This window comes from Pantoea sp. C2G6 (genome assembly GCF_051336815.1).
Lineage (GTDB): Bacteria > Pseudomonadota > Gammaproteobacteria > Enterobacterales > Enterobacteriaceae > Pantoea.
This window is the reverse complement of the sequence record NZ_JBGMNJ010000036.1, coordinates 1-1,058: the sequence shown is the minus strand read 5'-3', so window position 1 is coordinate 1,058 and position 1,058 is coordinate 1. Positions and strand designations below refer to the sequence as shown.

2 protein-coding genes are annotated in these 1,058 nt (G+C 46.6%); both read right to left on the bottom strand.

Features of this window, described 5'->3' with window-relative positions; all coding sequences use genetic code 11:
- Nucleotides 1–145 precede the first annotated feature (145 nt).
- The gene (locus ACCW71_RS20520) at nt 146–622 is read right to left on the bottom strand and encodes a T6SS effector phospholipase Tle3 domain-containing protein (protein ID WP_436374484.1); all 477 of its coding nucleotides are present in this window, start codon (nt 620–622) and stop codon (nt 146–148) included.
- Nucleotides 612–1,058: hypothetical protein (locus ACCW71_RS20515; protein ID WP_436374482.1), on the bottom strand; the 447-nt coding region annotated here is incomplete at its 5' end. The genes ACCW71_RS20515 and ACCW71_RS20520, both read right to left, overlap by 11 nt.

The following is a 1,058-nucleotide window of genomic DNA, read 5'->3' as shown; positions in this document are numbered from 1 at the left end:
TACCATTGCCTGCAATAGCGGCGTTTTCCCTGAGCATCCGTTACCCCTTCCTGCACTGGAGGCTCAACGCTTAAAGGACGTGATAATGAGAAATGTTCAGGCTGTTTTGTTCCGGATTTTCGTTATCAACTCTTTCCGCGGGCTTTCAGAAACCTTTTCCGGCCGGTTCGCCAGCAGAGGTTTTTTTATATTTTTTCAGGTCGTGATAATCCTCCCCGGCCAGGTTGCGCAGCGGGATTTGATAATCATCTTCGGTGCCCGGTTTTGAGGAATATCCCCGGTAAAACCGGATAACGGGTGAGCGGCTGCTCCCCGGGCTGGCTAATTCCCGGCCACGGATTTTATCTACTTTGTAGATATTTTTTTTCAGCTTCATATCATCTGGAAAATGAAGCCTGTCATTCAGGCCTTCACAAATACTCCCTTCCGCAGAATCATACCACTCGCCCTCAGAGTTCACGCCGTGAACACATATAATCAGCCCCGGAAGCTGGACCGGATGATGACAGCCCGCACGCACCATGATGTTTTTATGGCTGCGCATCCCCCGCCAGGAAAATTTACCATTATCATCACACTCCATGGCCGCTTTCCGTAACGGTTCAGGTTGTTTACTGACCATATACAGGCACTCCTGTTGCGTCGCTGGCATAAACCTGCTCAGGAGTTACATCAAACTTAGCGGGTTTGATTGTATAATCACATACAAAGCGAAATTCTCCGGAAGGCGTTTTTGACTGAGGCCAGTCTTTATTTTCAACAATATGAGCATCCTCATCCTCGGGATTATGGTTAAAATAATTAAACCGCAATCCTCTCGATGAGCCTTTTTTTACATACATCTGGTTATCAGATACGATAATCTTTGTATCATTCCCCGGTTCAGTATCGTCCCCGACTTTTACCTTTCCGTATTTACTACCAATTCTATAGGAAAAAAACACTCCGCTGTGAGTATCCCTGTCACTCATCATCGGGAACCTTTCTATATAAACCATGACATTATCGGACGCCGCATAAATTAACTGCCCCTTCCACGACATCAGCGGGTTAGGCTT